The organism is Bacillus salipaludis, from assembly GCF_004358205.1.
This window is the reverse complement of the sequence record NZ_SMYO01000018.1, coordinates 41,562-65,467: the sequence shown is the minus strand read 5'-3', so window position 1 is coordinate 65,467 and position 23,906 is coordinate 41,562. Positions and strand designations below refer to the sequence as shown.

The following is a 23,906-nucleotide window of genomic DNA, read 5'->3' as shown; positions in this document are numbered from 1 at the left end:
ATGCACCAAGCAGGAGCATACGCAGTAGACCCAGGCAGCATGATCCGTTGTTTACACAGATACACGTATGTATGGCTTAGAGGTCGTGAGCAATTTTGGTTCTATCCAACATTTATTGGTCGAAACTCTGTTTCAGGGTATCGCTGGACTGGACAGAGATGGGTTAATTACGGTATTAGCCTAAGACAAATTCAATCCTTTACTTGCGTTTAATAAGATTTTGTAATTGAATGCAAACCAGCTTGTGTGGGGAAGGAATAAAGCCCAATAAAACAAAATAATCTTATTTCAACTAAAGTTAGATATAGTCTATTTTTTTCTCAAAACAAAACAGATGTTGAAATATTGCACTTACAATAAATGGTGCAAAAGATTAAAATCCAGCTGCCATCATGGTGGCTTTTTCTTATAGTACTAACTAGCAGTTTAATTGAACAATCTGCAATAGCTATTCATCAATTGGACCTTTTTGCAACATTAAATTTAACAGAGCCTAAAATTAAAATTCTATCCCGTTTTCTATATAGATTGTGTTTTGTAATCCGGTATGCTTTACCACATATTCAAATATATTTTTTGCTGTGTCTCTGATTATCTCGCTTAGACCTAAGTTATCAAAAACGCGTGCATAGCAGCGAATAATCAACGTATCATTTTCTTCTAACAGATGATAATAGACGGTTTCCTTATGTATTTTCGAAAAACAGTTAATAAATAGATATTCATCTGTTGGTTCGATTCCTTTTAACAGAAGTTCTTTTTGAACTATTCGTTTTATTTCAGCGATTTGATTCTGTGATAAATTTATTCTCATACCAGCCCACCAGCCTATTAATTTATCAGCATTCCACATTTTTATTATATGAAAAACGAAATTGTCTGTCACAAAAGAATTGGATTGCCGCAATGATCCCATTTTAACTGGACGAACTGGGCAGGATAGTTAGAGAAAAATATATAGATAAGTGACCAAGTTGACAATAATATCATTGGAATCTATACTCGATAAACATTCGCTTAAACGTTTAGGCGTGGACTATATCGACCTGTATCAGCCTGCAAGAATTGATCTAGGAATACCAGTTAAGGAGACGATTTGTGCCAGAAAAGTAAATCAACTTCAGGAATCAATGAAATCTCTTGATGTGCATCTAAATGAAAGTGATGTCAAAAGAATTGAAGAAGCTATACCAGAATCAGAGATAGCTGGTGGAAGTTTTCCGCAGATGAAATTCAAAAATGGGATGGTAGTCCAGAATTAAAGATTTCTTTCATTGTGAAGTAATATACTTAAACTAAAGGGGGCGATGCTTTAATAACGAAGGATCGCATTTTCTTATTGAAATAACGGGGCAGGTTTGTTGAAGAAGGATATTTTCTGTTTTAAGCGAAATAGAATACCAAACAAACCTAACACAAATATAGGTATTGAAAATAACAGGAACATAGGAGGTATGAGAGATGAGGGTCAATAGAATAGATCATGTGAGCATAAACGTAAATGATCTTTCAGAGGCTAAAGCGTTTTTTCTTGATTTAGGACTTGAAGTGCAAGCGGAATGGGAATTGGATGGAGAACTGTTGGACAGAATAGTTGGGCTTAATGATGTTAAAACGGCATGTGTAGGATTGGGAATGCCAGATGGTCAGGCATGGATAGAGCTAGTTAAATTTTATACGCCGTCAGATGAAAAGGATTTTCAGCAACCATTTGCAAATACGCTGGGTATCCGACATATTTGTTTTGCTGTTGAAGATATTGAAGCTATTGTTGCAAAATTGAAAAAGAAGGGCACGGAAATCTTTAGTGAGATACAGCAATATGAAGATAGTTATAAGTTATGCTACGTTCGTGGTCCAGAGGGAATTATTTTAGAGTTGGCGGAGAAAATCAGGTGAATATTGAATTGGACTTTAAATGAATTAGATTTCCGCCTTTAAAGATTTCTTCTTAAACTATCAGGTGCGTTTCTTCAATAAGGTATTTGAAGCGATCTTCCTCAATCGGGCACTTATAGGGAATAAATATGTGACCACTTTTGCTTTATAGGGTCAGATTCCCAGGAAATAGTTGAAACATATATAAGGAAAATTATTTGAAAAGATGTACTAAGAGGAGTGCATTGATATTAACCTTAATTGGGGACATTTTTGCTACCATCGGAGAGGTTCATTAATAAAACGAGGTTAAAGGAGGTTAAAATGGAGAAACAGGCTGATTTATTTCATTCATTGGAGGGTGAAAAAATCTATTTCAAAGCCCTTAGGGTAGAGGATGTTCAAGAGATACATCATTTTGCATCAGATCAAGAAGTTTCACGATTTATTGGCTGGAATTTGATGAATACTTTAGAGGAATCTCATCAGCACATTGAAGTAATGTTAAACCGTGAGTCGGTAGGTACTCATTTATATTCCTCCATTGTTGAAAAATTAACACAAGCAATAATAGGGACAGCCATGATTTTCAATTTTGACAAAGAAGCCAACAAAGCTGAAATTGGTTATGTGTTACATAAACAATATTGGGGTAAGGGATATGGCACAGAGATGGTTGCATTGATGAGTGATTTTGCATTTAAATCCCTTAATCTTCATAAACTCTATGCCATGGTAGTTCATGCCAATATTGGCTCTGCACGGATACTTGAAAAGAATAGATATGAGTTAGAAGGAAGATTAAAGGACCACTATTTTATAGAGAATAAGTATTATGATGCATTACTTTTCGGCAAAATTACAAACATGGAAACTTAGCGTTCGTCTGCAGATCTTTGTTGACCATGATGTCAATAAAATATAGTCCGTTCTTATTCAATTGAAGGGCGCGATTATGTAATAAAACAATTCCAAAAATACCGATTCCTTAAATATTTAGGGAATCGGCTTTTTTAGGTTTAAAATCTTGAACTTTATTACTTTAATGATACAAGAAACTCATCAAAAATAGCCTTTATTCATCGGGAGCAAAGGCAATTTATGAGTGAAAAAATACCGAGGCGATAAGAACAACAGGAGTTTTGACAGTAGATTATCATTATAGTTGTTTAACTAAAGGGGCAGCAGTTTAGTTTATTAAAGATTGATAAACATTTATAGGATCATTCATTTTAAATTAAAAAACTCCAAATGGGCAAAGATTTTCTAACTTTGATTGAAAAAAACGGGAAAAATTTTTAAAAGTATTTTTTACAGGGGGATAATATCAGCAGTTATAAAACTGGAGGTATTTTTATGGAAACTCATCATATTCGTTTAACTTCATCTGAAGTGGGTGCTCTATGGGCAAATTATATAGCGGATTCTATGTTTGTATGTGTTTATAAGTATTATTTAGCTAAAGTCGAAGATGCGGAAATCAAAAAAGTACTAGAGCATGCTTTGGATTTGGCCCAACAGCATGTACAAGTTGTTACAAAAATATTTAAAGGAGAAGGTCATGCTATCCCTCTTGGGTTTACTGAAAACGATGTTAATGTGGATTCTCCAAGGCTTTTTTCTGATGAGTTCTTTTTATTCTATACTAAAAATATGATTAAAGGGGCTTTAGTTACATACGGTGCCATTTTGCCGCATACCTTTCGCAATGATATTCGGGAACACTTTATGTCTTGTATCTCTTCTACAATGGAATTATTTAATGATACAACGAACGTCCTTCTTTCCAAGGGAATAGAAGTTAGGTCTCCCTATATTCCCTATCTTCAAGAAGTGGACATGGTTGAAAAACAACATTTCTTAGCGGGGTGGTGGGGTGAACAAAGACCGCTGACTGCAGCAGAGATTACTCACCTCTACTCTAATATTCAAACAAACAATATGGGTTCAGCAGTGATCACTGGATTTGCTCAAGTTGCAAAGTCTAAGGATGTCCGAGAATATTTCAGACGGGGTAAAGAAATTGCAAAGAAACAAATTGAAGTTTTAACTAAATACTTACATAAAAATGACCTTCCTGCACCTGTAACCTGGGATGCACAAGTTCAGGATATAACGGAGTCTCCTTTTTCCGATAAATTAATGTTGTATCAAACTTCCATGATGACAGCTGCTGGTATGGGAAACTACGGAACTGCACTTTCTGCTAGTCCAAGACGTGACATTGCTGCTGATTATGTTCGATTACAAGGAGAAATTGGACTCTACGCAGAGGACGGTTTAAATCTCCAAATTAAGCATGCGTGGTTGGAAAGACCGCCTCATGCAGCTGACGGAGATCAGTTAATGAAATAGAGGACCCAGGATAAATTTAGATTAAGAAGATACGATGGCAATTATACAAATGTCCAAAAGAGAAATAGCTGCTAGTTTTAATGGGAATTCTACTTAAAAAAATATTAAGAAATGTATAGTGAGTTTTTGCCTTTTTAAATATGTATTTGAAGTCTTTTTAGCCTATTTAACTGCCCGTTTTTTTAGCCCATTCTAAATCATTATTAATGTAGAGGCGTTATACCCATTTTTTCACTCAGTAAGCAAAGTTTGTGAATTATTGTTCTTAAATTAACGGATGGAAAAAGGCAGCGGAATCCGTTGTCTTTTTTCCATCCGTTATTAAAAATTTTTTCTATAAAATTCTTTTCTAATGTTTCCACTTAACTGATCTATCTGAGATCCTGACGAAAGTACAAAAGAAATTGTACTGAAAGATTCTAAAAGGAGTCCTATCTTTTGCTGTTCGCTGTACAGTCCGTTGTAGGTGCAGCTACAAATAATCTGGGATTGAGTTATTAAAGATTTATCAATCTAAATCTAAACGTCTTTAGTTATATCATACTTTAACAATTGTGGATGCTTATAAAATTTCTCAAAAATAATACCCATTAAATAGAAAAATAACAATCCAAAACAAATATGAATGAGTGTAAATTTAACTCCAAATGAAGCAAATTCATATACAATAACCGGTAATTTTGCAGTTGTCCAAACTCCTAAAAAAAATACAATATAGCGTATGCTTGCTCCTTTTTTTAATAATAGTGCCGCAATTGGAAAAGCTACGTAGAGGGGACCAGCTGCAATTACTCCTAATAATAGGGAGAACAAAATGCCATAAATGCCGGATTTTTCTCCCATATATCTTATAAGTTGTTCTTTCTCCACCCATTTGTCAAGCAAACCTACGAATATTAAGACAGGCGGGAGTAGAAACAGCATATCTAAAATGCTTTTTCCTGTTAATTGAAATGCGCTCCATCCAACCGATTGGTTTACAAAGGTAAGGATAATGAGCACAAATAATAAAATGAAAAAGAAACGATACCTTTTTAATTCATTCATCCCATCACCACCCAAATAATATATGAAAATATTAGAGACATTACCACTGCAGATACGTTGCGAGAATAGGCAAAACTTCGCCCAAATATCTTTTGTTCCATAGGTAAAGTTGTGATTCCGACAGACATTAATGTAGACATTAATACAGCTACTTGAGGGAGTCCTGCACCATTTTGGACTAATGTGTGTCCAAGAGGAAATACAACAAAGCTTGGAACTAGTGCAATAGAACCAATTAATGCTGAATAAACAATACCTGTCAATCCAGATTTTTCTCCAATGATTGAAGAAATTAAGGATGGAGTTAATATAGATAGTGACAGCCCAACGAAAAGCATAATTGATAACATATCAGGTATAATATTACGAAAGCTTTTCCATGACTTTAATAGAGAATCTCTTGTTTTATTTCGATCTTTTATAAAAGAAATACTAAGAAGAATAATGGCCATAGCGTAAAGGATAGCACCATTAATCATGATTTGGCCCCTTCCATTCTTTGTATTTATTTAAGAAAAATGATAAGTTCTTCATTTTTTCTTCTATATCTATTTGAAAATCGTCTAATTTTCTTTTTCCAACTGTAGTAATTTTGTACATTTTTATCAGCTTATCTTGATTAGATGTGTCCAAATAAGATTCAACAGCACCTTCTTTCTCTAATGTTTTTAATGTGCGATAAAGAATGGCACTATCAATTGGATTGATGGGAAGCTCTTCTTCACATTTCTGCAGGAGTTTCCCTCCATAGCTATCTCCCTCTGTTAAAAACAGCAGAAGAAATGCACCTGTATGTCTCCCTGTATGTTTCATGAAATAAATAACCTCCTAATGTAAAATTTTTTTGGCAACACTTACTGTTAATAACAGTATACTGTTATCAACAGTAATATGTCACTGATAGTATGTCCTTTTTTAAAAATTTTTTGTTCAATTTTTTATTTTAGTTTTCGTAGGGTTAGTTGTATGATAGCTTAATAATGGAATTTCAGTTCCATCTCGTTTGATGGCAGAACAAGCGGGGATATTGTTTAAGAGGAATCCATAGTTATCACCTATGAAATAAACTCCCTTATAATTTAGAATGACAAAATCATATTGATGGTTTAAGAATATTGTCTTTTACTGATTTAATAAGAAATTATAATGTGAAGGATTGTACTTAAACTAACCGGTGCTTATATTGAAGACCTTGCTGCCATTGATACAGCATTTTTTATTCTGATAACTTTGGGATTTCTTAGTTTTAAAATATATAAAAGATATAAACGGTTATGTAAAGGCGGGATGCTGTGGCGATTCGGTCCTCTTATTCTGCTAACGGAAGCATTTTAGTTGAACAAGAAATAGAAAAATATGGTTGACCATTTTAATAATACATAATAAAATTGAGAAAATTACAAAATTTACAAACGTTGTGACTGGGAGTATTAAGGAATGTTTATTGTTGAGAGAGCTGTCGGCTGGTGAAAGACAGTCAATAAAGTCCCCAACTCGCCCACGAGCGGTAAGGCTGATATGTAAGTCTTAACGGTTGACATCCGTAATCAGTTATAAAGTGGATTTGTTGTAATAGCAAATCAACAAGAGTGGTACCACGTAGGTAAAGCCTATCGTCTCTTATGTGAGATGGTAGGCTTTTTATTTTAAACAATTGGTGAGGCGAGGAGGAATATATTTTGGGAACAGTTTATTCATCAATACTTCCAAAACATATAGAATTTATAAGAAAACAACGGATTTTTTTCGTTGGTTCAGCACCTTTATCAACAGACGGACATGTTAACATTTCCCCTAAAGGTCATGATGTACTAAGGATATTCTCACCAAATGAGGTCGCTTATTTAGATTTAACTGGTAGTGGAAATGAAACAAGTGCTCATTTAATAGATAACGGTAGAATTACATTTATGTTCTTAGCTTTTGAAGGTCCCCCGATGATTTTACGTCTATATGGAAGAGGTAAGGTAGTATTACCTGACTCACCAGAATGGGATGACATGGCTAAGCACTTTGACATCCTACCTGGTTCTCGTCAATTAATTCATGTAAAGATTGAAACGGTAAAAACGTCTTGTGGCTATAGTGTTCCATTTTATTCATACAATGGCGAACGAGATACTCTTCAACAGTGGGCTACTAATAAAAGCGAACAAGACTTAGAAGAATATCGTAAAAAGAAAAATTCTATTAGTATGGATGGAATAGTTACACCAATTGGGGAAAAGTTTATCTAGCTTAATAACGTTAAATAGTAATAATCCTTGTTGAGCTAACGTCACAGGTTAGTTCAAAAAAATGATGGGAATTAATTTAACGTTTTTTATTCTTGTCAACGGTTGCTTTTAATTAGAAATTGTTAGTTTAGTAAAAATAATAAAAAACAAGGTTAATTCTGCTATTATCAAAATATTTGGTACAACAATAATCAAATTAATAATAAAAAAGACAGCTAAAATTCCTAAAAATAACCCTAAATGATAAATTTTTAATCGGTGGTGCACATGTCTATATTGATGGAAAACAAAGGTAGTTGACAGGAAATAGAGCAATACAGCTCCAAAAACAAAAAATAAGATAAATAGGTAATGGACCTCACGTAAAAACAATAGTCTGATAGATGCTGCAATCATGCTCAAAGACATTAGAATAAACAGATGACCATAAATAATGATTTGGCCGGATGTTTGTAAAGACTTGTCGAGTTTCTTCTCCAAGTTATCGAAATATTGCCACCACATCGATATAATCAGGATAAATGAAATGATCGCAAAGCCTATTGAATCCCAGTTTCCTTGTCTAGGCTGAATGACCGCAAGTGTACTAATAAGAGCTTCCCCAAAGAGAATAATGGTAAATAGACCAAATCGCTCTAATAAGTGAGCCGTATTTGTGGGAACCTTTACTAAGCATTTTCGTCCAAGCACCGGGACAAAGATATCAATAAGGATTCCCGTATACAACACAGCATATCGAACCCAGGAATCAAAAAAGACGGACAATAATGAAATGACGATTCCAATCCAAAAATACCTTCCCAAAAAGAGGGCTGCTTGTTTTCGAACTCCCGTTTCTACACTCTGGACAATAAGATATTGGATCGCAGTCACTGCTCTTAAGCCAATATACCCAATTAAAAAAGAAAGATAATAAGGATCAAAATCAGCTGATAAACTTGATGTCATAATTAGTACAAAAAACATTTGCAGAATTAAAAAGATACGTTGATGAAATAAATCTTTTCCAAACCGGTTAATAAATATGGTTTGCCCTACCCAAGCCCACCAGATAGGAATAAAAATTAATACAAACTTTACTAAATACTCTGCATGGATATGACCATCTTCAACATGAAGTAATACATGCGTCGCAGCCGCAACCGCCGCCACAAATAACAAATCATAAAAGAGTTCTAACCACGTCACTTTCTTTTCTTCCATTTATGTACTCCCTCCAATTCTTTATAGTTACTAGTATGATAGGAATATATGGTAATTGGAAGAGAAAATAAAAATTAACATAGACCATTTTTCTATATCTTGGGAAATGAGTGCAAAGTAATAAATACTTCATTAAATTAATAATCTTACAAAATTAGGTATAACGTCACTTCCTCTATTTTGGAATATTATGGTAACATGAAAGTGATTTTAAACGAGGAGGAAATGTATGACCAAGACCATCGGCCTTATATGTGGTAGTTTACGAAAAAACTCTTATAATCGAATCATTGCTCAATCATTAGCAGAGCTGGATGATTCCTATCAATTCCGTTGGATCGAGATTAATGATCTGCCTTTGTTCAACGAAGACCTAGAAATAAGTGTTCCAGAAACAGTGACATCATTTAAATCTGCTATCCAGGACGTTGAGGGTATCATTATTGTAAGTCCAGAGTACAATTCTGGGATTCCAGGCGTATTAAAGAATGCATTGGACTGGGCATCAAGACCTCGGGAATCCGCTGTTCTTAGCAGAAAACCGGTTGGTTTAATTGGTGCAACTCCTGGGGGATTAGGTACTGCCTTTGCTCAATTGCAAATCAAACAAGTACTAGAGGCCATGCAGGTTCATGTTCTTCCATTTCAAAAAGTGTTGATTTCCCAAGTACATAAAAAGATTGATCCTGATCAGAAAGTCCTTACAGACGAACAAACAAAACGTTATCTTCAAAAATATTTAAACCAATTTATTCATTGGATCGATCACATTCCAGCTATAGATTAATTGATAAAGTCCTAGCTTTTCAATCATTTTTATTAAAATACTACAAACGCATTATGATTTTTTAGAAACGAATTCCAATCATCCGTTCAATAATATTGGAACAAACGAAGGAGTTAAAATCTATTTTCCAATCTATGAATCTTCTTCGATTACTTATACCTTAATTAAAGGGAGGACAATAAAATGTCTGATTTCTATTCTCGTCTTAATAAAGATGACGCTGCTGTTCTTTTAGTTGATCATCAAACCGGCCTTATCTCCGGTCTTGTGCGTGACTATGGTGTTGATGAATTCAAGAACAATGTTATGGCTCTAGCTAACACTGCTAAGTTTTTTGATTTACCAGTTATTTTAACAACAAGTTTTGAAAAAGGGCCTAATGGGCCACTCATGCAAGAATTGGTTGAACTTTTTCCTCATGCGCCAAAAATAGCTCGTCCTGGACAAATTAACGCATGGGATAATGAGGATTTTGTCAAAGCAATCGAAGAAACTGGAAAAAAACAACTGATCATTGCGGGGGTAGTAACAGATGTTTGTGTTGCATTTCCTGCGCTTTCCGCTGTGAACGCTGGTTATGAGGTATTTGTTGCTACTGATGCTTCTGGAACATTCAGTAAACAAGTAGCGGATGCTGCATTAACGCGTATGGCCCATGGTGGAGTACAGCTTCTGAACTGGTTTAGCATAGCGTGCGAATTACAACGTGATTGGCGCAATGATGTTGAAGGTTTTGGGATTTTAATTTCTAATCATCTTCCTGGTTATCAAAATCTTATTGGAAGCTATAGGGGAGCTCAGAGAGATTTCAGCAAGCAGGCTAACTAGAATAGGGTCTCGTTTATAACTCACTTTTTCCAATATAAAGCTTCTGGCTTATTCAAGAAAAGCGCACTTTCCAATAATAAGGAAAAGTGCGTCTTTGCTTATCAAAATAATCTTCGCATCAACGTACATTTCTTTTCGGGTTAGATTTTTTCCCCTTCGCCCAGCTGTGCGTCTTTACAGTGGAGAATATCGTTGGATTCAGACTAACGGATGGGCTCTACGGCACTATAGTTTATCGACCTTCCTCTCCCAGCCTTAGAAACAGTATGGACGGAATCAATACATTTTCATTCTTTACGCTTCATGGATGGTTAACGGGTGCAATCCTTAAAGATCCAGCTGCTATTTCAGGAGACTTTTTACTGTGGTAACGGGAGGTTAGTTAATAATAGGACGCATTTAATGAATATTATGACATAAAAAATCCTCTCAAGTTTTTCTTGAAAGGAATCACGTTTGTTTTGCATTTTCAAGTTTTGATTTAATTTGGTTATTTTGAGATATGATGACGCTGCTAAAAATTATTGTTGCTACAAAGCCTAAAAGTGAAAAAAACACAGTAACTGCCAAATTTGTATTATCACGCATAACAGAACCTCCTTTTAGCAATAAGTATAGTATGTATAAAAAAACATTTATTATTCGTAATGAATACTTCGATGAAAAGGTGCAATAGAACAAAAAGTGCTTGTTCAACTAACAGGTGCTATAGTGGAATAAAGGGGTTGCTGCGGCAGCCATCTTTTTTTATTGAACTAACGTGGTTAGAAAGTAAGGAAGGGGCTATTGGTTTGAAAGAAATTCATAGCTTTGAATATATTTTTTAGATCACATTTTTCTTTATCAGTATCGAATAGATTTAGCGTTCATTGATAACATGGCAATTGGAATGATTGCTTATAATGAAAGGGAGAGAGAAGCCAACTTAATATTCATATTGATTTTAAAGATATTGGTATAGGTCAAACATGACTTGACAAGGTAAAGAATAATCATTTGTGAGATTAACATTAAATAAATGTATAGCAATTTTATGACAATACCAGAAATTACTTCAGAAATTAACCCAAAGAAACTCCCCATCAAAAAAATTTTAAAAAAACCCCTTAAAGACAAAATCCTTCCTTATCCAATCGTTCACCCAATTTCGATACTTAATAAAACTTTGTTATTCTACCCTATCTCTTTTTGTTACTTTTCTTTATATAACTAGTGAAAGAGGAATGTACCAATTGATGAAAAAAGAAACCGGATATGAGGGGGTGTGAACCTTAATAGGAATAAAATACAACACAAAGAAATTCAAGAAGGAAAAAAATCGGAAAAGGGGAGGAAAAGTCATGAGGAGAAGTGGGGTTGATTGCGCTACAAAATTAACGGCTGCATCAGCAAGAAATTTAAATGATTTAGGTTTTTCTTACGTGGCCCGATATCTCGGCAATAGTTGGAAAACATTTGATGCAGCTGAAGCAAAGGTAATTCAAGAGGCAGGATTAAAGTTAATTAGTATTGCTCAAAAAAGTGCAAACTTTCCAGGTTATCATACGAAAGCCCAAGGAATCGCGGATGCAAAGGATGCGGAAATATTCGCAACATTAGTAGGGCAACCTGCCGGAAGCGCCATTTACTTTGCGGTTGATTTCGATGCCAAAGCCTGCCATATGGAAGGAATTCTCGATTATGTCGATGGTTTAAATGCTACATTAAAAAACTACAAAGTTGGATTATATGGCTCTTATGCTGTTATGATGTCAGTAAAAAATAAAGTGGATTATTACTGGCAGACATTTGCTTGGAGCAACGGAAAAGTTGCCGATCACATCCATATGCACCAATATCAAAATGAGGTCACCGTTGCCGGAATTGCTATAGACAAGAATGATATTAAAAAGGATCCTGGCGCATGGGATGAAGTTGTAGTACCAAAAACCAAATCTTTAAAGGTAGATGAAATTCCAGCAATTCACATTGTAAAAGCTGGAGAAAATCTTTCGGTAATTGGTAAAAAATATGGATTATCAATTGATTACCTTGCGAAGTTAAACCATCTTGTAAATCCTAATGTTATTTATGCAGGACAGCGGTTAAGGTTAGAGGGAAAGGCTCCTTCTGTATCAAAACCTAAAACGTATATCATTAAAAAAGGTGATACTTTTTGGAACCTTGAAAAGGGATTGAAAATGAAACATGGCACCCTAAATAGCTTGAATCCGGAAGTTAAACCTGAAAGACTGCAACCAGGACAAAAAATTAGAATTGAATAGAAGTGGAAGATTGGCCATTAGGGTCAATCTTTTTTCTTGGTCATTGTTTCAAATAAAATGTAGTAACTAGTTGAAGCACGGTGGAACCAATTTTATCGTGATAATATTTTATGAATTCGAAGATAATAGTGCTTAGAAAGGAGGGATTGCGAATGTTTGTGAAAAAAAGGGTAACAGAATTATTTGTATTGCTTGTTATGATTGTGGTTATGACAACTCTAGGCACGCACGGTGTATTTGCCGAATCCAGTGCCGTAACTCAACCAATTGAGTCGGTGAAAGCGATTGAGGTCGTATTGAACGACGATTTCTTTAATCCGAAAGCCATCACGATTCCGAATGGAAGTACGACAACGTTGGTCTTGAAAAACCAAGGTAAGAAAGAACATACCTTCACAGTGGATAAGCTCGGAATTGACGCCGAAGTGCAGCCGGGTAAAGAAAAAACCATTACCGTAACACCGAAAAAGCCCGGTACATACGAACTGATATGTCGGTACCATTTCCAGGAAGGGATGGTTGGAAAAGTAGTAGTCAACTAACAAACAAGGCCAATCTGGCCTTGCTTGTTAACCAATCGGGGTCTTATGGTTCAAACTTGGCGTCCTGCAATCAAAGGAAAAAGCCCTTTTGAAAAGAGGGCTTTATTTTAAAGAATGCGAATATTAATATTCAAAAAAAGGCCCGATAGAGGGCCTTTTTCCTGCTCAACTATTAGTAGAACATAAAGGATGCACCAACGATGATAAGGAGAATGAATAGTACAACGATTAACGCAAAATTATTTCCATGTCCGCTCATTTATTACACCTCCAGCATGAATGATTCTTTACACTAGAACGTGTATTGGTCATTAATAAACAAAAGCAGTACCAACAATAATTAAAAGGATAAATAGTACTACGATTAAAACAAATGTACTGCCTCCGTAAAAACCACCGCCATAGCCATAACCACCGTATCCAAAGCACATAATGATCACCACCTGTTAGAAGATCTTAAATAGAACTTTCACTATGTATAATATTTCATAAAACAAAAGTGGCTTGGACAAACATCATATTAAAATAGAAAAATATACGCTATACCTATAAAAGCAAAGAACGTATGCCATTATAGGCAAACGCTCTACGCTCTTTAATTGAAAGAAGGTAATATAATATGTTGGTTTTATACTGGCGGTAATATACTATATGTACAAGATAATGAAATGAAATGGACAAGTGCTGATTTATAACGAATTAATTTTTGGTCTGTTCTTAAAAAATTTCTGCTCCAGTCATTTATTCCATAATAGGTGAAATCTAACATGTTATAATGGATAATTATGCTAGTAAAACGATTTAAAGGGGGATTTTTATGAAAAAAATATTAGCCAGCTCTTTCATCGCATCGGCAATTTTTACGAGTGGTGTTTTAGCCGATACAAATGTTTTAGGCTCTAAGGTTTTCGGCGCATCTGCTGTGGAAGCAGCTACAACTACAACCTATAAAACAACAGTAAATTTGAATTTACGTAAAGGACCAGGAACAAAATATTCTCGTGTTCTAGTCATGCCAAAAGGAAAAACGGTTACGTATATTTCAAAAAGTGGCAATTGGTATAAAGTCAAATATAAGAGTTACATAGGGTACGCAAGTTCAAAATATCTTAAAAAAGTTAGCACACAGGCAGTCAAAACGGTAAAGTTAAACGTGCCGTATGTTAGTCAATTAACACCGACATACGCCCCATTTGGTTGCGAAGGTGCTAGTTTATTAATGGCTTTAAAATATAAAGGTTATACGAGTCAAAGTTTAAAAACATTGCTTGATAAAATGCCCAGAACCAAGAATAATCCCTATCTTGGATATGCAGGCACCCCATACAAAAATGTAAATGGTGTATTCCAATCCATTTTCCCAAAACCTTTAACTAATTTTGGTCGAAAATATAGTAGTAAAGTTGTGAATGGAACAGGGTATACAACTACCCAATTAAAACAAGAGCTAGATAACGGAAATCCAGCAGTTGTATACGTTACCTTAAATTTTGCCAAACCAACATGGGCTAAGTGGGATATGGGAAGTGCAGGAAAGGTAAATATGGTTGACAATATGCACGTCGTCACATTGATTGGTTACAATAAAAGTACTGGCAGTTACTATGTGGCAGATCCAAACAGTAAAAGCACAAACAATAAATATTGGGTAAGTAAAAGTGTTTTTGAAAGATCTTATAATGCTTTAAAATTTGCAGTTGTAGTACGATAATGAATTTAAAAGAATAGTGTTATAAAAAGAGATTCATAAATTTTGAATCTCTTTTTATTTATGGACGAATGGGAGGGAGTTAGTTGGAGCTATATTAAGAGAGTATTTATTGAAAGAGAAGATATTAAAGCCCAAAATCTACCAATTACAAAAATAAGCCTACGATTGATATATTTTCATTAATTGTATTTTTGTAATCAAAATGTGTTCAGTTTGCATTATAGTATATCTTATATTGAAACTATCGTTTTCAAAGCTTAATTAAGGAGGAGCTAATCGTGTATATTCCTAAACATTTTAAACTAGATGACGAAGAAATGATTTATGATTTTATCGAAAAGTACAGCTTTGCCACTCTATTTTCTCAGCACAACGGAGAACCATACGCAACCCATCTTCCACTGACCTTAAATAAAGATGAATATGCTTTATATGGCCATTTTGCACGAGCAAACGAGCAATGGAAAGATGTTGAAGGCCAGCAGGTCCTTGCGGTTTTCCAAGGTCCCCATTGTTATATTTCACCTTCTTGGTACGAAACAATGAAGGCAGTACCAACTTGGAATTATGTGTCTATTCATATATATGGAAAGATGGAGATTGTTGAAGATCCTAAAGTAATATTTGATTCTTTAAATGACTTGGTAAAAAAATATGAGAGTACGGATAGTCCGTATAATTTAAGCAATGTAGACTCCAGTTATATCGAAGGAATGAGCAAAGGGATTGTAGCATTCAGAATAAAGATTTCAAAAATTGAAGCAAAAGCAAAATTAAGTCAAAATCATCCCGTGGACCGACAAGAGTTAATCATTAAACAATTAGAACACACTTCCCAACAAGATAATATACAGGTAGCCTCTCTAATGAAGAACAATTTACAAAAATAAAGTAGAGCTATTTAACTTTGTCCAGTTGTGTTTTTACATTTTCTAAAAAACCATAACAGGTTGTAAGAAAAATGGAATTGTCACTGGATTGGATATTGCCCCAGGTGACTTAATACATTCCTGTGCGTCTGTACTTGATCTATTTGCTATTCGGGCCAGATTGTGGAAAAGCATATTAAATTGTGTCAAGAAGATTGTGAAGAAATGTATTTAAGCTAACTAGGAAGGCTAGCTTAAATAATTACCCTATCCGCCTTTGTCATATAATATTTTAAGAATCAGGACGAATACCCAGGAATTTATCCCCAATTTGCATATGCTCTAATGTAAATTAAATGAGGAGGATGAACGTGATTCTTAATTATAATGTTTATAGTCCAACATATGAGAGGATTGGTCCAGGACATGGTCATGGTCCAGGTCATGGTCATGGCCATGGTTTTGGTGGTCCAGGTATAGGTGCGCCGGGTTCTGGCGTTGGTTTTGCTCCAGGTCTTGGTTTAGGCGGACCAGGCTCAGGTCTTGGCTTTGGTCCAGGTCCTGGTTTTGGCGGTCCAGGTATAGGTGCGCCGGGTTCTGGTGTTGGTTTTGCTCCAGGTCTTGGTTTAGGCGGACCAGGCTCAGGTCTTGGTTTTTATCCAGGTCTTGGTTTTGGTGCTCCAGGATATGGCTATCCATATCCATATCCATACCCATATCCATACCCATACCCCTATCCATACCATTAAATTACAATTTAAACATTTTTTTAAATTAGGCTGTTTTAAGGGACATTGTTGATTTTTTAACCCTGTTGATTGGAATGGAAGGCACGAAGACTCCTCGAAAATGCTAACGCATTTTCTTCGTGAGTGGGTGGATTCAAGGAAGCAATTCAGTGTGATGCCGGAGTACGGGGCAGGGGAGTCTCCACAGGAGCGAAGCGACGAGGAGGCTCCCCCGGCACGTCTGCGGACCGCTTGTGCCTGGAACGGAAATCAACAGACAAGTTTAACACAACCTAAAATTAAAATCGCTGTTGTTAAAGAGTACGAGTAAGAATGGGATTTTATTTAAAAAGAAGCGCCTCTATAATACGTAGAGACGCTTTTTCTTGTTCGACAGATGGTTTGGTTTAATCGGGATGTTGCCCCGGGGGGCTGGCTAATAAAAATGAAGAAATCACCAACTAATAAATAAAAGAGAAGAGGTGTAGAATGAGCTTTCAATTTACAAAGGACGGTTAGCCTTATTTAGGCTTTTTATATATTTAAAAATAAGAAGGGATAACGTAGGGATAAGGAAGATGGGGATTGGGGATGACAGGAAACTTATGACCTCCAGCTGTTATATAGTATTCATGACTATTTTGTTGAACAATATTTCCCCACGGTCCATAGAACATTGGTATGCCTGTGGTTCCAGAATATTGCGCAGGATGACCTCCATACGTATTTATACTAAGCATTTTCACACCTCCTAACTATGTTATGTAAAGCTGATTTTTCCTGTGCGATTTTAGAAATCCACAAAGGATAAAGTTTAATGCAGAAATACATATAGGAATGAATGAAAATACCTTTTAAACTACCTGTTACATCTCAACTTTGTGAGGGGTTACACTTAAACTATCGGGCCTTAGTTAAATAAGCATCGAGCTTCATCAGCAGTTTTTTTGTGTACTGAAAAAAGTAAAAAAAGGCCCGATAAAGGGCCTTTTTCCTGCTCTATCCATCTTATTACTAATAGTACAACATTCTTAAATAAAAATACATCTCAAGTTATACTGATTCATACTCTGGAGTGTATCCGAAAAGCCAAGAGCTGTTTATTTGGATTTTATGCCCTTTGAAGCTTATAACGCCTATTATTTCACTAAACGGTACATTAATTTATTACAAAACGGGAGTTTTTTTGGGGGAAGTTTAGCAGGATAAGAAAATTAGGAGATTTAATACCAAAATTTATATTTGTTTTAATGATTACTACTCTTTAAATTTAGATTTAAGAATTTGCTTATTTCTTCAACATGTTTATTTTTTAGATAGTTTCGGTTTAAAATACTGGATAAACGAACGGGGTCACCAAAAAAATATCTTTCGTATTGGGTTTGCCTTGTACCAAATGAACTCATCGTCAGATCCCATGCTAATCGGAAGAGTTTAACTCGATCTTCGGCATTCATACCATCCGCTTGAAGATATTGGTCCAGTTCAACTCTAATTTCAGAATCAAAGGCTTTTTCCGTTGGCAATGAAACCATTCCACTGGCTCCAATCAATTGGATAATTTCTGTGAATCGGGGATAAATTCTCGGAAAAATGTTACTCGCTACTTGTAATGGGATCATACTGGGACGCATATATCCCCATTCATCCAATTCTGCATCATTTTCCGACTTCTCCACTAGTGCTTTCATGGTTTCAAGTCCAATGATGATTTCAGAAAGTTTTTCTTGAACATGCTGATACTCACCTACATTTATTGTTTCGACAAGGAGTTGTGCCACTCCAAGAATAAATTCTGTTTTTACAATTTGTCTGGTTACGACTTGATGGTAGGCGAATGGATAAAAAGAACTTTGAAGGAGAAAGTCAGTAGCTGCATCTACATTATCGTAATAAAATACCCTATCCCATGGAACTAAAACATTTTCAAAGACCACAATTGAATCCATTTCTTCATATCTTGAACTTAAGGGATGGTTAAAAGTTGATTCTCCCCCGACAAAAGAGTCCCTGCAAATAAATTTTAATCCTTTTGTATTAGAAGGAATAGAAAAGGCGAACGCCTCGCTCGGATCAAAAAATGCTCTCGGAGCAGAAAAAACCAATACTTCATCCGTTAAACCACCCTGAGTGGCAAGTAGGCGGGCACCTTTTATCACCAATCCTTTTTCATTTCGATCGACCACCTTAGCCGAGATTGGCTCCTTCGAAAATCCCAAATTGATTTGGGAACGATTTACCTGGGGAGTTATAAAAGTATGCGTAAACGAGAGGTCGTGTTCCATAGCCCTTTTATACAGACATTGAATATTTTCAGGAAAGCAATTTTCTCTTTCCTTTAAAAGGGTTGCAGATGAGGCAAAGCTCATAACGACAGTATTCATATAATCAGGACTTCTTCCCATCATTCCATGAGTGTGTCTTGCCCAATGTTCAATCATTTTTCTTCTTCTTTTTAAATCCTCTTTCGTTTTAGGCTGTAAATAGGAAAGTCCAATAGGATCTTCTTTTTCTGGCAAATAGAAAGTCATCTCATCTTTTATGCTTGGTTGATTTTGCAAATCATAAAGGGAAGCCTTAGCTGCAACAATTCCTTTAAAGGCAGGATGTTCGGAGATATTCCCCTTAATTTTTACTCCATCAAACCAAATTTCATTTTTCAGTCCATTTAATCGTTGAATAAAAGTATTTCCGTCTATGGTCCCCATCTTGAATATTCTCCTTTTGTTTAAAGAAGTACTGGCTAAGCTAGTATCATTTTATTGGCTAACCTTCTGGCTTGTTCCTATTGGAAAAGCCTTATTTCACAAAATTCCAAGTGCTTTAGTTCAGGATGGATTACTGCGACAAAGTTGGCCATTTTCTAATAAGGCCATTTTAAAGTTTTCAGGAATATGGTCTACAAATTCTTTTAGTTGTGTGTATTCCGAATACTCCGACCAAGTTCAACAATTTTCAGGTCTGTTTCCATATCTCGTTCTAAGTCTTCATTAATCATTGAATCATCATACTTGGGATAGTCTTGAAGATGGAAACTCTGTCCATTCATACTTTACCCGGATTTCCCCTACTGGAGCAGGCGATTGTTATGCCCCAACGGGACAGATTGCGGAATAACATATTAAATTGTGTCGAGAAGATTGTGAAGAAATGTATATCTAGGCAGGTTTGTTGAAGAAGCTTTTTAGGATTGTTTAGAGAGTGACTAAATATGGTGATTTTATAATTTGTCCAAACACTCAAATAAAATCCGAATAAATTGTTAGTACAAGCTATTAAGTGAGGTGATAACAATGCTCGATAAGCGAAATGAACCTGGTTGGGCGGATATGAGATACAATCGAACCAATCGTTGTGATTGTGAATGTAATGGAGTTGGTCAACCGAATGAAGGTTGTTGCCGTGGTTCTAACCTAAGGCCTCCAGGTATCAGAAGAACAAGCACTCGTGGAGTTTACTTTGCAGATGCTGATTTAAGATGTAGTGGAGTATTTTGTGAGGGGTATGACCAAGATACTATATATGAATGGAGTTTATTTTCCATTTCGGGAAATACAAGAATCGTCGGAGATTCTCGTAAAATAGGCAATGACAGGGTGGAAGTCGCTGGGTCTGGAGCATTTGAATTAACTGTAACAGTTACATTTAGGTGTAGAACTTCAGATGGAAGAGATACAGTTGACTGTGTTCGAACAGCTATCAGAGAATTTACACAGTGAACAAATAAAGAAACATCGTAGTATATTTTAAAAGTGGCTGAATCAGTCTCTCTTTATTTAACTAAAGGGTACATGTGTTTAAGAGTGGAAGCTGTCATTGAGGCAGCTTATCTTTTTGCTAAGAATTTCTTGCCTCACTAATACCCAATGGTAGTAATTCTTTGAATACACGAAAAATCGACCGAAATATTGAAATGTTAAAGAAGTATTCTTGGTTTAAGGATATTTATGATGATGAAAGATATCATAGGTTATTCTTCGTAAATAGAAAGGTTAGGAAGTATTTACAAAAAACTTATCGTGTGAAGAGGATAATTAAGAAGAAAGTTTTTCAAATAAAATTTATAAAGTTTCTGAATGAACAGTTACACAAGCAATACTTCTTCAACCATGAAAGGTATAAACCACAACTTAGGTACACTCAAATACTAATTTGGGTTATCAACACAATCTTAAAAGAAGAAAGGGTCCCTGAACCTTATATTTTCAAGGACCTAGTGGAACAATGCAGCGCCAGGGCTTACAGCCCGAACTTTTTTTTCTTACGAACAAGAGTAGCTAGGTCAATTTGCAGCTTTTCCGCACACCACTTCATCGGACGACAAGTAGATAAATAGGATGCGAGCAGGGTCTTTTCATATTCATTGACCATTTCTTTTAAGGAAAGATTTGAATCCCCTATAACGGATGAAATAATAGCTGTGTATAAAGGAAAGTTAGAAAATAATGAGATTAATAGGGAGAAATGCTACTTAATTTCTTATTGCGAGGGTGTATTTACCACTTCAGAAGGATCTATCTAATCGTTTAGAAAGATTAGAAACAGGACAAAGTGATATAAAAGATTTAATTAAACATACGACAACATTAATGACGGTAAGTTACATGTATATTCGGAGAGATTTGAAAACAATGGCTTTTAATGTAAATTCAGATGTTGATCTTCTTTTTAAAGAGGTGCGGATGTAAAACGAAGGGTAAACAAATTAGAACAAAAATAATGTAAATGAAATTAGAATATAAAAAATGCTGTGGTCAAAACTACCCCAGCATTTTTTTGATACAGTTGTTCAAACTATTCAAAAGATTCATAAATGCAGTTTTTTAATTTACATTTGTATCAGGTTTTTTCTTCCTATTTCGAAAGAATGCGATAAGCAGTAAGATGCTTGGAATGATTATTTCAAAAGGCCAATTTAAATAGATAATAATAAATTCTAGTCCTTTAATAAACTCAGCAAACGTCGATGCAAGTGTTAAGGATGCAAACAAAATAATCAATCCAATTGGAAAGCCCAGCTTTTCCATTTTTTTATATTGAAATAGATCTGCTGTAGCTGCTACTGCAGCATAAAAATATAGTGATATTTTAAAAAAACCTCCAATGATTAGGTAGAGCATAAAAAGAACATCCAGCCGCTCGATAAAATTTGCCAGTTGAATTCTAGAAACGGTAGTTAGCAATGGAAAGTTTGAGCGGGTATACAGTTCCGGACCAATGGTTGAAATCGTAATAATCACAGTAATGGTAATATTAATCCCGCTTAAAATCATCCCGCCAATACAAACAAATTTTATTTTCTTTGGTTCATTCACCAATGGGAATATCATCGTGAAGACAAGTACTTCTCCAAAAGGAAATAGAAATGTTTCATGGAGAACCGTTCTAAATATTGGTTTCCAGCCATTCTCAAGAATAGGCTGAAGAAATTCAAAATGGATTAACCCGGAAAAAATAATTAACAAGAATCCTAAAATGGCCATTAAATATAGAATGCCAAAATAAATCTGCCCCACTCTTGCGATTACTTCTAAACCTTTATGAATGCCATAGATGATGGTCAGAACCATCAATGTATTGATGATGAATAATGGTGTATCTGTATAAACAGTCGTTACCAAGAGTTCCCCGAAATCTCGTAATACTCTTGCGTCAATATAGATAAAATAGATGATATAGAATAAGGCTATAATCCGGCCCGGCCATTTTCCGACAATTTTCTGTATATAGCTGGTGAGAATTAATCCTGGATAAAAAAGAAACAGACGATAGAAAACAAAGAAGGCGACCAAGCCACCTGCTAACCCTAATAATACGGCAATCCATGCATCCTGTTTTGCATTTGCTCCAAGACCAAAGAGGATTGAACTACCCATTTCAAATAAAAATACTAGTACGAAAAGCTGGGATGCGCTTATTTTAATTTTATCCATTTGCTATGTTCCCCTTTGCTAAGGGTGATTTTGTTAAATAATCCCTTAACGGATTCACGCGTATTCCTGCTAGCCGTACTTGAAGCTCAGGAAATCAATTTTCCAATCGAAGATGTTGGGTACGTTTGATGGATAACTTCCCCGATGCCAAACAATTAGTCTAATATTAGGTAGATTGTCCAAATAAATCCAGATTAACCACACTTTGGGGGAATTCCCCATAGTAATTAAATGAGTAGATTTAAGGTGAATGTATGGAAAATTCGAGAAAAAATTTTAAGCTGTTTGGCTTAAATATACCAGGGGCAAAATCTTTCTTGTTAATGGTGCTGCTGGCCGTTTACCACTTTCATCTGATTGGTTAACTTTATTCTGTACAAATGGGATTGGTCACTCAGGATAATTTCCATTAAGGACAATATTAAGATGGCGAAACTGGATGCAAAGGATGAAGAGAGTGTGGAAGCTGCCAAAAAAAGCCTAAGGTAGATAATAAATATATTGCTGTTATTCCTAGGGGGGACCAAAGGAATACCAGCTTTTTTTAGTTATTAAACTCGGAAGGCCCTTCTCTCCACAAATTCTTTAAAATTTGTCACTGCAGGAGACATATATCCATTTAACCTCCATACCAATTGGATTACTCGAAAGCATTTAGGTGACTGGAGCCGGATCATAGAAATCTTACTTTCGTCAAGATTAGGAATGTACGGTACAATGGCAACACCGAAATTGGCCCCAACTAGGTCAGAAACTGTCCTCTCCTCATATCCTTCAAAAACCTTCCTTGGAAGGAATCCTGCTTCATTACAGAGGTTTTCTATTAAATCATGAAGGGCTGTTTGGGGCTTGAATAAGATAAACGGATCGTCCGCTACTTCACTTAAATTGACTTGCTCTGTTCCTGCCAGCCTATGGGCAGCAGGAACAATAAGAAATAATTCTTCTCTCAAGACTGGAATGGAACACATATCATCGTGCGGTTCCTGCGGAGAACAGAAGCCAATGTCAATGTTAGCTGTATGTATTTCTTTTAAAATTTCACTTGAAATATTTTGAGATAATTGAAATTGAATGTTGGGAAATTCTTTTTGAAACTCGCTGATTAAATCAGGTACAAAACTAGAGCCAAGGGTTTGGATAAATGCAAGTGAAATGGTTCCACGGTGTGGATCGACCATATCATGGATAGTTAGTTTTGCTTCTTTCATTTCGGATAATACCTGGTTTGCATGGCTTAGAAAAACCCTGCCATATTGGTTTAAAACGACACCACGGCTTTTTCTTTCGAGTAAAGGGACACCAATTTCTTCTTCAAGCCGCAAAATGGAACGGCTTAATGCAGGTTGTGAAAGATTTAATTCTTCAGAGGCTTTTGTTAGACTCTGATGTTTTGCAACGATTTGGAAATAAAAAAGCTGGTCAAAGTCCATTCCGTATTCTCCCCTGTCAATCGATGGTATTACTATTATGCATGGTTTCTATAAAAAATTCAATTATGTATGCATGGCAAATCGATATATA

The 23,906-nt window shown here is 35.5% G+C and carries 29 protein-coding genes and 1 other annotated feature; of the genes, 15 read left to right on the top strand and 14 right to left on the bottom strand.

What is annotated here, in order from left to right; genetic code table 11:
* Positions 1-499: 499 nt before the first annotated feature.
* On the bottom strand, positions 500-814 hold the full coding sequence (locus E2K98_RS25335) for a hypothetical protein (protein ID WP_133339163.1): 315 nt from the start codon (positions 812-814) through the stop codon (positions 500-502).
* 160 nt (positions 815-974) lie between these two features.
* Between E2K98_RS25335 and E2K98_RS31495 the strand changes: the two genes are divergently transcribed.
* The 4 genes from E2K98_RS31495 (at position 975) to E2K98_RS25315 (ending at position 4,233) form a co-directional block, all read left to right on the top strand.
* Positions 975-1,262 (top strand): hypothetical protein, encoded by a 288-nt coding sequence (locus E2K98_RS31495; RefSeq protein WP_208025422.1) that lies wholly within the window; start codon positions 975-977, stop codon positions 1,260-1,262.
* Positions 1,263-1,461: 199 nt separating this feature from the next.
* Positions 1,462-1,899 carry a VOC family protein gene (locus E2K98_RS25325; protein ID WP_133339161.1) on the top strand — a complete coding sequence of 146 codons (438 nt, stop codon included), beginning with the start codon at positions 1,462-1,464 and terminating at the stop codon, positions 1,897-1,899.
* Positions 1,900-2,202: 303 nt separating this feature from the next.
* The gene (locus E2K98_RS25320) at positions 2,203-2,757 is read left to right on the top strand and encodes a GNAT family N-acetyltransferase (RefSeq protein WP_133339159.1); all 555 of its coding nucleotides are present in this window, start codon (positions 2,203-2,205) and stop codon (positions 2,755-2,757) included.
* Positions 2,758-3,234: 477 nt separating this feature from the next.
* The gene (locus E2K98_RS25315) at positions 3,235-4,233 is read left to right on the top strand and encodes a DUF3231 family protein (protein ID WP_133339157.1); all 999 of its coding nucleotides are present in this window, start codon (positions 3,235-3,237) and stop codon (positions 4,231-4,233) included.
* A 519-nt stretch (positions 4,234-4,752) separates the two neighbouring features.
* On the opposite strand, the gene E2K98_RS25310 is transcribed toward E2K98_RS25315, so the two are convergent.
* The 3 genes from E2K98_RS25310 to E2K98_RS25300 are packed head-to-tail and all read right to left on the bottom strand — an operon-like array spanning position 4,753 to position 6,093.
* Positions 4,753-5,280 carry a permease gene (locus E2K98_RS25310; protein ID WP_133339155.1) on the bottom strand — a complete coding sequence of 176 codons (528 nt, stop codon included), beginning with the start codon at positions 5,278-5,280 and terminating at the stop codon, positions 4,753-4,755.
* Positions 5,277-5,759: a hypothetical protein gene (locus E2K98_RS25305; protein ID WP_133339153.1), complete on the bottom strand. Its 483-nt coding sequence runs from the start codon at positions 5,757-5,759 to the stop codon at positions 5,277-5,279. Before E2K98_RS25305 ends, E2K98_RS25310 begins: the two co-directional genes overlap by 4 nt.
* Positions 5,752-6,093, bottom strand: coding sequence for a PadR family transcriptional regulator (locus tag E2K98_RS25300; RefSeq protein WP_133339151.1), 342 nt, complete (start codon positions 6,091-6,093; stop codon positions 5,752-5,754). Before E2K98_RS25300 ends, E2K98_RS25305 begins: the two co-directional genes overlap by 8 nt.
* A 595-nt stretch (positions 6,094-6,688) precedes the next feature.
* Positions 6,689-6,904, top strand: a binding site (T-box leader).
* A 55-nt stretch (positions 6,905-6,959) separates the two neighbouring features.
* Between E2K98_RS25300 and E2K98_RS25295 the strand changes: the two genes are divergently transcribed.
* Entirely contained in the window at positions 6,960-7,517 is a 558-nt protein-coding gene (locus E2K98_RS25295) for a pyridoxamine 5'-phosphate oxidase family protein (protein WP_133339149.1), read from the top strand.
* 108 nt (positions 7,518-7,625) lie between these two features.
* On the opposite strand, the gene E2K98_RS25290 is transcribed toward E2K98_RS25295, so the two are convergent.
* Entirely contained in the window at positions 7,626-8,720 is a 1,095-nt protein-coding gene (locus E2K98_RS25290; protein WP_133339147.1) for a low temperature requirement protein A, read from the bottom strand.
* Between the two features lie 229 nt (positions 8,721-8,949).
* Between E2K98_RS25290 and E2K98_RS25285 the strand changes: the two genes are divergently transcribed.
* Both E2K98_RS25285 and ycaC read left to right on the top strand, forming a co-directional pair.
* Positions 8,950-9,507, top strand: coding sequence for an NADPH-dependent FMN reductase (locus E2K98_RS25285; RefSeq protein WP_133339145.1), 558 nt, complete (start codon positions 8,950-8,952; stop codon positions 9,505-9,507).
* A 183-nt stretch (positions 9,508-9,690) separates the two neighbouring features.
* Positions 9,691-10,335 (top strand): isochorismate family cysteine hydrolase YcaC, encoded by a 645-nt coding sequence (gene ycaC, locus E2K98_RS25280; protein ID WP_133339143.1) that lies wholly within the window; start codon positions 9,691-9,693, stop codon positions 10,333-10,335.
* Between the two features lie 450 nt (positions 10,336-10,785).
* Here the strand turns inward: ycaC and E2K98_RS31240 are convergent, their stop codons facing one another.
* Complete coding sequence (locus E2K98_RS31240; protein WP_165976386.1) at positions 10,786-10,923, bottom strand: hypothetical protein; 138 nt, start codon at positions 10,921-10,923, stop codon at positions 10,786-10,788.
* Between the two features lie 752 nt (positions 10,924-11,675).
* Here E2K98_RS31240 and E2K98_RS25275 point away from each other — a divergent pair.
* A complete protein-coding gene (locus E2K98_RS25275) occupies positions 11,676-12,599 on the top strand; it encodes a glycoside hydrolase domain-containing protein (RefSeq protein WP_133339141.1) in 924 nt (307 codons plus the stop codon).
* A 152-nt stretch (positions 12,600-12,751) separates the two neighbouring features.
* The gene (locus tag E2K98_RS25270) at positions 12,752-13,141 is read left to right on the top strand and encodes a cupredoxin domain-containing protein (RefSeq protein WP_133339139.1); all 390 of its coding nucleotides are present in this window, start codon (positions 12,752-12,754) and stop codon (positions 13,139-13,141) included.
* Between the two features lie 172 nt (positions 13,142-13,313).
* Here the strand turns inward: E2K98_RS25270 and E2K98_RS25265 are convergent, their stop codons facing one another.
* Positions 13,314-13,400: a YjcZ family sporulation protein gene (locus E2K98_RS25265; RefSeq protein WP_133333238.1), complete on the bottom strand. Its 87-nt coding sequence runs from the start codon at positions 13,398-13,400 to the stop codon at positions 13,314-13,316.
* 52 nt (positions 13,401-13,452) lie between these two features.
* Entirely contained in the window at positions 13,453-13,572 is a 120-nt protein-coding gene (locus E2K98_RS25260; protein WP_081810731.1) for a YjcZ family sporulation protein, read from the bottom strand.
* 386 nt (positions 13,573-13,958) lie between these two features.
* Here E2K98_RS25260 and E2K98_RS25255 point away from each other — a divergent pair, with 386 nt between their 5' ends.
* The 4 genes from E2K98_RS25255 to E2K98_RS25240 all read left to right on the top strand — a co-directional run bounded on the left by E2K98_RS25255 (position 13,959) and on the right by E2K98_RS25240 (position 16,780).
* Positions 13,959-14,852 (top strand): C39 family peptidase, encoded by an 894-nt coding sequence (locus E2K98_RS25255; protein ID WP_133339137.1) that lies wholly within the window; start codon positions 13,959-13,961, stop codon positions 14,850-14,852.
* Positions 14,853-15,130: 278 nt separating this feature from the next.
* Positions 15,131-15,742 (top strand): FMN-binding negative transcriptional regulator, encoded by a 612-nt coding sequence (locus tag E2K98_RS25250; protein WP_133339135.1) that lies wholly within the window; start codon positions 15,131-15,133, stop codon positions 15,740-15,742.
* Positions 15,743-16,092: 350 nt separating this feature from the next.
* Complete coding sequence (locus tag E2K98_RS25245; protein ID WP_208025421.1) at positions 16,093-16,470, top strand: hypothetical protein; 378 nt, start codon at positions 16,093-16,095, stop codon at positions 16,468-16,470.
* Positions 16,471-16,570: 100 nt separating this feature from the next.
* Positions 16,571-16,780, top strand: a complete 210-nt coding sequence (locus E2K98_RS25240) for a hypothetical protein (RefSeq protein WP_133339133.1) — start codon at positions 16,571-16,573, stop codon at positions 16,778-16,780.
* Positions 16,781-16,991: 211 nt separating this feature from the next.
* On the opposite strand, the gene E2K98_RS25235 is transcribed toward E2K98_RS25240, so the two are convergent.
* From E2K98_RS25235 to E2K98_RS31235, 3 genes are all read right to left on the bottom strand, one after another.
* Complete coding sequence (locus E2K98_RS25235) at positions 16,992-17,189, bottom strand: hypothetical protein (protein ID WP_133339131.1); 198 nt, start codon at positions 17,187-17,189, stop codon at positions 16,992-16,994.
* Positions 17,190-17,696: 507 nt separating this feature from the next.
* Complete coding sequence (gene hpaB / locus E2K98_RS25230) at positions 17,697-19,157, bottom strand: 4-hydroxyphenylacetate 3-monooxygenase, oxygenase component (protein ID WP_133339129.1); 1,461 nt, start codon at positions 19,155-19,157, stop codon at positions 17,697-17,699.
* Positions 19,158-19,360: 203 nt separating this feature from the next.
* Positions 19,361-19,498 (bottom strand): hypothetical protein, encoded by a 138-nt coding sequence (locus E2K98_RS31235; RefSeq protein WP_165976385.1) that lies wholly within the window; start codon positions 19,496-19,498, stop codon positions 19,361-19,363.
* Between the two features lie 244 nt (positions 19,499-19,742).
* On the opposite strand from E2K98_RS31235, the gene E2K98_RS25225 reads away from it, so the two are divergent.
* Positions 19,743-20,168, top strand: a complete 426-nt coding sequence (locus E2K98_RS25225) for a hypothetical protein (protein WP_133339127.1) — start codon at positions 19,743-19,745, stop codon at positions 20,166-20,168.
* Between the two features lie 520 nt (positions 20,169-20,688).
* On the opposite strand, the gene E2K98_RS32445 is transcribed toward E2K98_RS25225, so the two are convergent.
* Entirely contained in the window at positions 20,689-20,820 is a 132-nt protein-coding gene (locus tag E2K98_RS32445) for a hypothetical protein (protein ID WP_165976384.1), read from the bottom strand.
* A gap of 119 nt (positions 20,821-20,939) precedes the next feature.
* Between E2K98_RS32445 and E2K98_RS31225 the strand changes: the two genes are divergently transcribed.
* A complete protein-coding gene (locus E2K98_RS31225) occupies positions 20,940-21,137 on the top strand; it encodes a hypothetical protein (protein WP_165976383.1) in 198 nt (65 codons plus the stop codon).
* Positions 21,138-21,272: 135 nt separating this feature from the next.
* Here the strand turns inward: E2K98_RS31225 and E2K98_RS25220 are convergent, their stop codons facing one another.
* Entirely contained in the window at positions 21,273-22,382 is a 1,110-nt protein-coding gene (locus tag E2K98_RS25220) for a GerAB/ArcD/ProY family transporter (RefSeq protein ID WP_133339125.1), read from the bottom strand.
* Positions 22,383-22,933: 551 nt separating this feature from the next.
* Positions 22,934-23,815 (bottom strand): LysR family transcriptional regulator, encoded by an 882-nt coding sequence (locus E2K98_RS25215; protein WP_133339123.1) that lies wholly within the window; start codon positions 23,813-23,815, stop codon positions 22,934-22,936.
* Positions 23,816-23,906 lie beyond the last annotated feature (91 nt).